This window comes from Myxococcus llanfairpwllgwyngyllgogerychwyrndrobwllllantysiliogogogochensis (genome assembly GCF_006636215.1).
GTDB classification, from domain to species: Bacteria; Myxococcota; Myxococcia; order Myxococcales; family Myxococcaceae; genus Myxococcus; species Myxococcus llanfairpwllgwyngyllgogerychwyrndrobwllllantysiliogogogochensis.
The window spans coordinates 1-7,509 of record NZ_VIFM01000404.1 but is presented as its reverse complement, the minus strand read 5'-3'; the positions used below and the strand labels follow the sequence as shown (position 1 = coordinate 7,509).

Annotated in this window: 4 protein-coding genes and 1 pseudogene; 2 read left to right on the top strand and 3 right to left on the bottom strand. The window is 68.7% G+C overall.

Annotated features, from left to right (window positions below; translation table 11 throughout):
* The 3 genes and pseudogenes from FJV41_RS46850 to ggt form a co-directional block, all read right to left on the bottom strand.
* A pseudogene (locus tag FJV41_RS46850) lies at positions 1-668 on the bottom strand (M3 family metallopeptidase); the annotation flags it as partial.
* A 186-nt stretch (positions 669-854) separates the two neighbouring features.
* Positions 855-1,637, bottom strand: coding sequence for a TatD family hydrolase (locus tag FJV41_RS46845; RefSeq protein WP_141649122.1), 783 nt, complete (start codon positions 1,635-1,637; stop codon positions 855-857).
* Positions 1,638-1,641: 4 nt separating this feature from the next.
* On the bottom strand, positions 1,642-3,351 hold the full coding sequence (gene ggt, locus FJV41_RS46840) for a gamma-glutamyltransferase (protein WP_141649124.1): 1,710 nt from the start codon (positions 3,349-3,351) through the stop codon (positions 1,642-1,644).
* Between the two features lie 551 nt (positions 3,352-3,902).
* On the opposite strand from ggt, the gene glmU reads away from it, so the two are divergent.
* Complete coding sequence (gene glmU, locus FJV41_RS46830) at positions 3,903-5,312, top strand: bifunctional UDP-N-acetylglucosamine diphosphorylase/glucosamine-1-phosphate N-acetyltransferase GlmU (RefSeq protein WP_220137960.1); 1,410 nt, start codon at positions 3,903-3,905, stop codon at positions 5,310-5,312.
* Between the two features lie 109 nt (positions 5,313-5,421).
* Positions 5,422-7,257: a glutamine--fructose-6-phosphate transaminase (isomerizing) gene (gene glmS / locus FJV41_RS46825; protein ID WP_141649119.1), complete on the top strand. Its 1,836-nt coding sequence runs from the start codon at positions 5,422-5,424 to the stop codon at positions 7,255-7,257.
* The last annotated feature ends 252 nt before the right edge of the window (positions 7,258-7,509 follow it).

Here is a 7,509-nt window from a genome sequence, read left to right as displayed (position 1 = left end):
GAGATGTGTACAAGAGACAGGACGTAGTCCTCCGGCAGGCCCGCCAGCGCCGACGGGGCCACGTCCAGGTGACGCACGTCCTCGTGGATGTGGCGGCTGAACTCCTGGCCCAGGACGATGAGCTCCTCCTGGAGCACGCGCACCCGCTCCCGCGTGGCTTCGTCCCGGTCCACGCCCGCGCGCTGGAAGCCCTTGAGCACCCGCGCCACCCAGCGGCGGGTCAGCGCGTCCTGGCCCTCCAACTCCAACGAGGCCAGCACGTCGTAGACGCGGCGGTCCAACGAGATGTCCGTGCGCACCCGCTCCACGGCCTGCTCGCACCGCTCCGCGGCGGCCCGGAAGGCGCCGTCCGGGTGCACGTTGGCGCCGATGCCAGACCGGCCGACCGCGTCGTCCAGGAGCGCCACGGCGTCGTCATAGGTGGTGAGCAGGGCATGGGTCGCCAGGCGCCGGGCACCGGGCGCCGTCAGTCGCGCCACCGCGCCACGGGCCTCCTGGATGTCGCGCCGACACGCTTCCATGAAGCGCTCGGGTGTGGCGGCGAGCAGGCGGCCGGCTTCCGGCGCGGGCGCCCCCCGCGTGTCGCCCGTGCGAACGGAGGGCCGGGTCGACGCACCCCCGCACCCCACGAGCATGATGGCGGCGACGATGACGAACGTGGAACGCAAAGGGCCCTCCCGAACCGGAGTGTGAAAGCAGCGGCGGAGCCTGGGGCTTCCCCGTATGCGCTCTCGCCAATGAGGACGGATTGGGGTGTCTTTTGTTGCAAAAATTCAACCCGACTGGAGTCAGGAAGTGAATCGACCTGCCCTGAAGTGTGAGTCGGTGTGAAGGGCGGCACAGACGTGTGTGGCTCAGGTGCCCACCTGGAAGAAGCGGGCGGCGTTGTCCCGGGCGACGCGGCGCACGACGCGTTCGGAGAGGCGGGCCTTGGAGAGCAGGTTGGCCACGCGGGCCAGGCCCAGGATGTCACCGGCGCCGTCACCGGCGTCGGAGTTGAGCACCAGTCGTTCGCTGCCCAGCTTGCGCACCAGCGCGACGGCGCGCTCGGCGGCGAGTGCCTCCGGGTGCAGCGTGAGTCCGGCCCAGTGGCCCACTTCCAGGATGGTGCGCACGGTGCGCGCGGTGGCGTGGTCCACCAGCACGCGCGAGGGCAGCACGCCGGACTGGCGCAGCAGAATCAGGATGCGGCGCGTGTGGCGCTCCTTGTCCGCCAGGGGCGTGTGCACGACGACGCGCAGCTTGAGGCTTCGCGCCAGCGCGAGTTGCTCCAGGAAGGCCTCTTCTTCTTCCTCTCCGCCCGCGTGCAGCCCCGTCTCTCCCAGGGCGACGACGCGGCCGCCCTGGAAGTAGTCGGGCAGCGCGGAGAGCACCTCCGACAGGCCGCGCCGGGGAATGCAGCGAGGGTGGACACCCAGCGCGGCGTAGGCGCGGATGCCCACCTTCTCCAGCCGGGGGAGCTGCCGCTCCACCACGTCGTCGAAGTGGCGCAGCACGGCCTTGGACGTGGGCTCCGGGAAGTGGTGCGCCACCACGAGCGCCCGCTCCACTCCGAAGAAACGCATCGACTCGAGGTCCTGATCGCTCAGGCCTTCCGGGTGCAGGTGCGCGTCGAAGATGGGCAGGGGCTCGGGCACGGTCTCAATCCTGTCCCAGGGAGAGGCCCTCGTTGCGCGGGTCGCTCGCGGAGAAGCGCAGTCCTGTCTTCGGGTCGATGAACACCGCCTCCGCGTCGCCCCACTGGTCCACGCGTCGCACCTTGTGCCCCTTGGCCTCCAGCGCCGACAGTGTGGCCGGCTCCAGGCCCCACTTGTCCACCCACAACTCGTCCGGCAGGTACTGGTGGTGGACGCGGCCCTCGTTCACCGCGCGCGCCACGTCCATGCCGCTGTCCACCATGTTGCTGATGACCTGGATGACGGTGGTGGGGATGGTGGACCCGCCCGGGCTGCCCACCGCGAGCATGACGCGCTTGGGGTCCTCCTTGGAGAACACCAGCGTGGGCGACATGGAGGACTGGGGCACCTTGCCGGGCTGAATCGCGTTGGGCTCGCCGGTGACGAGTCCGTACGCGTTGGGCACGCCGGGCTGCGCGGCGAAGTCGTCCATCTCGTCGTTCAGCAGCACGCCGGTGCCCTTGGCGACGACGCACGAGCCGAAGCCATAGTTCACCGTGGCCGTCAGCGCCACCGCGTTGCCCTGCTTGTCCACGACGGAGATGTGCGTGGTGTTCTTGCGCTCCGGCTCCGGCGTCAGCGTCACGGGCTTGTCCGTCAGCGTGGAGCCCTGCGTGCCCGCCGTCTGGGGCAGGAGCGCCAGGCTGGAAGTCACCTTCTTCGGGTCGATGGAGCCCGCCAGGTCCGCGATGTGCCCCTTGGAGATGAGCCGCGCGGTGGGCACGTCGGCGAAGTCCGGGTCCCCCAGGTATTTGGCGCGGTCCACGTACGCGCGCCGCAGCGCCTCCACGTACAGGTGCAGGGCCTCCGGGTCCCTGAAGCCGAAGCCCTGGGGCCGCAGTTGCTCCATGGCGCCCAGCACCTGGAGCACCGCCACACCGCCCGCGCTCGGCGGAGGCATGGTGAGGATGCGGTGGCCGCGGTAGCTGCCCTCCAGCGGCTCGCGCTTGCGCGTCTTGTAGGACGCCAGGTCCTCCAGCGTGAGCACACCGCCGCCCGCCTGCACCGTGTCGACGATGCCCTTGGCCACCGCGCCCGAGTAGAAGCCCTTGGGGCCGCTCTTCGCGATGCTCGTGAGCGTGCGCGCCAGGTCCGGCTGGCGCAGCAGGTGGCCGATGGGCGGGACGACGTGTTCGCCCTGCTCGTTCTTGACGAGGAAGACGCGGGTCGCCTCCGGGTCCTTGCGCAGACACTCCAGCCGCCCCTCGGCCATGCTGCGGTAGCGCGGCGTCACCCACAGGCCCTTGCGCGCCGCTTCGATGGCCGGCGCCAGGACAACGGACGGGGGCAGCGTGCCGTGCGTCTTGAGCAGCTCCAGATATCCCGCCACCGCGCCCGGCACGGCGACGGCCAGCACGCCGTCCGTGGACAGCCCCGGCACCACCTTGCCGTCCTTCAGGAACATGTTCCGCGTGGCCGCCTTGGGCGCCACCTCGCGGAAGTCCAGCACCCGCGTCGCGCCGGACTTCGCGTCGTGCACCAGCGCGAAGCCGCCTCCGCCCACCCCCGAGTGGTACGGCCCGACGACCGCCGCCACGAAGGCCGCCGCCACCGCCGCGTCCACCGCGTTGCCGCCCTTGTCGAGCATCTTCAAGGCCGCTTCGCTGGCCGGCGGATACGCCGTGGCCACCGCGCCACCCCGGTACGGCCGCGCCGCGTGCGCCACACACGCCATCAATACGAGCGCCACCGCCAGCCCTCGCACCGTCGCCTCCAGCACCCTCGCGCTCGTGCGCGGGGCTTGCTTCTCGAAGCTCGTGTCGTTCACGGGAAAGTCCCCTCCTGGGGGCGCAATCAATACCTTGTGGCTGGCCTTCGTCGCGGATGTTGTGTTACCCGGCGGACACTCACCCACACCTGGGGGCCGGGACTCGGGGGCGCCGCACCGACTACACCTCTCCCGGTATGCACGAACTGTCCGCACCGGACCATGATTTCAACTCAGCAACAATTTTCCTCTTGGATTGTTTTTCAAGAGGGTGCATCCTTCCCCGGTCATGAGTCGCGACTGGGGGAGCAAATGAGCGCACCGGTCACACCTGAGAAACCGACCCGGTCCGGGTCTGTTCCGCCCTCGGGGCGGGTCACGCTCTTTCTCAAGCCGAGCTTCGGAATCACGGTGAAGAGCAACGCGCTGTGCGTGGCCGTGAGCGCGAAGCCGCGACCTGACAACACCTCCGAGACTTCGGAGCCTCGCGCGGTTGACGACTCGATTCCCTGTCCCTAATTCTCCGCCGCATGACAGCTCTGTCGGCGGTGGTGTTGTGTGCGGGCAAGGGCACGCGGATGAAGTCGAAGAAGGCGAAAGTCCTTCACGCCATCCTCGGAAAGCCCCTGTGCGCATATCCCCTCAAGCGAGCGCTCGAGCTTGGCGCCTCCACGGTGGTGCCCGTCGTGGGCCATCAATCGGAGAGCGTGGAGAAGGAAGTCCGGGCGTTGTTTCCGGACGCGCCCCTGCGCTTCGCGCTCCAGCGTGAGCAGCGCGGGACGGCGGATGCGGTGCGCTCGGCGGAAGAGGCCCTGAAGGGGTTCTCCGGCCGGGTCCTCATCCTGTACGGGGATGTGCCCCTGCTCCGTCGGGAGACGCTGGCGGCGCTGCTCGCCGCGCACGACGAGGCGGGCGGGGTGCTGGCAATGGTGACGACGATGCTCGACGACCCCACCGGCTACGGCCGCGTCCTTCGCGAGGGGGGCCGGGTGGTGCGGGTGGTGGAGCAGAAGGACGCCACCGCCGAGCAGCGCGCGGTGAAGGAGTGCAACGCGGGCATCTACTCCGTCGACGCGGCCTTCCTCTGGAAGGCGCTGGCCGAAATCAAACCGAACAATGCGCAGGGTGAGTACTACCTGACGGACCTGGTGGAGCTCGCCTCGAAGCAGGGGCGCGTGGGCACCGTGGATGTGGACGCCACGGAGACCGCGGGCGTGAATGACAAGGTGGAGCTGGCCGCGCGGGCGCGGGTGCTCCAGCGCCGCATCAACGAGGCGCACATGCGCGCCGGCGTTACCTTGTTGGACCCCGACACGACCTTCATCGAAGAGGACGTGGTGGTGGGCGCCGACAGCGAGGTGGGCCCCGGGGTGGTGCTGACGGCGGGCACCGTGGTGGGGGAGAACGTCACCATCGGCCCCGGCTGTGTGGTGAGCGCCTCCACCGTGGCGGACGGCTCCGTGCTCAAGCCCTACTCCGTGTTGGAGGAGGCGAAGGTCGGCGTGCGGAACGTCATTGGCCCGTTCGCTCGCCTGCGTCCCGGGACGGAGCTGGCCGAGGATGTGCATCTGGGTAACTTCGTGGAAACGAAGAAGGCGCAGATCGGCAAGGGGACCAAGGCCAACCACCTGACTTATCTGGGTGACGCCAAGATTGGCGCGGGCTGCAACGTGGGCGCGGGCACCATCACCTGTAACTATGACGGGGTGAACAAGAGCCTCACGGAGCTGGGAGACGGCGTCTTCATCGGCTCCGACACGCAGCTCGTCGCTCCCGTGAAGGTGGGGGACGGCGCCTACGTGGGGGCGGGCACCACGGTGACGAAAAATGTGCCGCCCGGCAGCCTCGCTGTGTCACGCGCGCCACAGGTGACGAAGGAAGGCTGGGTGGCCGCGAAGAAGGCGCGCCGCGCGGCGAAGGGTGGTTGAGCGCGGGCGTGGCTCTTGCTTGGGGAGCGGCCTGACAGCCACTCCCAGAGAAGTATGGGTATCCCTCGGTTTGCTCCGGCGGGCGTGGGCGTGAGAGAGAGGTCTGAATATGTGCGGGATTGTTGGTTACGTCGGTGACAAGGAATCGGCTCCCATCCTGGTGTCCGGGCTCAAGAAGCTCGAGTACCGGGGGTATGACTCGGCGGGCGTCGCGGTGGTCAATCGCAACCAGCTCAACGTGGTGCGCGCCACGGGGAAGCTGCGCAACCTGGAGAACCGGGTGGTGGCGGACCAGCCGCAAGGCAACATCGGCATTGGCCACACCCGTTGGGCCACGCACGGCCGTCCCTCGGACGAGAACGCGCACCCGCACACGTACAAGAACGTCGCGGTGGTCCACAACGGCATCATCGAGAACCACCTGTCACTGAAGGCGCAGCTTCGCGCCAAGGGCCACGTGTTCTCGTCGGAGACGGACACGGAGGTCTTCGCCCACCTCATCTCGGATGAGCTGGAGGCCGGCAAGGAGCTGCCGGACGCGGTGCGCGGGGCCATTGACCAGGTGAAGGGCACGTACGCGCTGGCGGTGGTGAGCGCGACGGACCCCCACCGCATCGTCTGCACGAAGAACGCGTCGCCCATGGTGCTGGGGCTGAGCGAGGGGCAGAACTTCATCGCCAGCGACGTGCCCGCGGTGCTCGAGCACACGCGCGACATCGTCTACATGGAGGAGGGTGACCTGGCCATCGTCACCGCCGCCAAGGTGGACATCTTCAACCGCCAGGGTCAGCCGGTGAACCGCGCCACCCGCCGCATCGACTGGACGCCGATGATGGCGGAGAAGGGCGGCTACAAGCACTTCATGCACAAGGAGATCTGGGAGCAGCCCCGCGCCGTCGCGGACACGCTGCGCGGCCGGATGCTCCTGACCGAGGGCGACGTCCACTTCGAGGGCTGGAACATGACGCCCGAGAAGGTCCGCTCGCTCACGAAAATCACCATCCTGGCGTGCGGCACGTCGTGGCACTCGGGCGTGGCCGGCAAGCACATGATTGAGACGCTGGCGCGGCTCCCGGTGGAAGTGGAGCTGGCGAGTGAGTTCCGCTACCGCGACCCGATTGTCGAGTCCTCACACCTGGCCATCGCCATCAGCCAGTCGGGTGAGACGGCGGACACGCTGGCGGCGTTCAAGGAGGCCAAGGCTCGCGGGGCCACGGCGATGGCCATCTGCAACGTCATTGGCAGCGCGATGACGCGCGAGGCGGAGTTCTCCGTCCTCACCAACGCCGGTCCGGAGATTGGCGTCGCGTCCACCAAGGCGTTCACCACGCAGCTGGTCGCTCTCTACCTGCTGGCGGTGAAGCTGGGCCGCATGCGCGGCACGCTGTCCGTGGCGGCGGCGCAGGAGCACCTCACCCATCTGACGGAAATCCCGAAGATGATTGAAGAGGTGCTCAAGTGCGAGCCGGCCGTGAAGCGCGTGGCCCGTGAGTTCATGAACTCGCAGGACTTCCTCTTCCTCGGTCGCGGCCCCATGCACCCGGTGGCGCTGGAGGGCGCGCTGAAGCTGAAGGAGATTTCGTACATCCACGCGGAGGGCTACGCGGGTGGCGAGATGAAGCACGGCCCGATTGCGCTCATCGACGAGAAGATGCCGGTGGTGGTCATCGCGCCGAAGAAGCCGCACGTGGCCTACGAGAAGATCATCGGCAACATCGAGGAGGTCCGCGCGCGCGGCGGCAAGGTCATCGCCGTCATCGACGAGGACGACGACCAGGTGGGAGGGCTCGCCGACCACGTCATCCGGGTTCCGGCGGCGTGCGCGCTGCTCGCGCCCGTGATTGCCACCATTCCGCTCCAGCTCCTCGCGTACCACGTGGCGGAGATGCGCGGGAATGACGTGGACCAGCCGCGCAACCTCGCCAAGAGCGTGACGGTGGAGTAGCCGCCGCTCGAGCGTCCCTGACGTACGCGAAGCCCGGGTTCCCCTCGAGGGAGCTCGGGCTTTCGTCGTTTTCGAGAGGACTTCGTGCCGCGCGGGGAGCGCTCAGTCCTGTTGGGCCAGCTCCATCAGCAGCTCCAGGTCCTCGGCGGCGTCCATGCTCTCCAGCAGCTCCAGGTTCTCCACCACCTCGCGGTCCTCCTCTGACAGGGCTGTCGCGGGTCGGGTGGGCTCACGCGACGGCCCTGTCAGAGG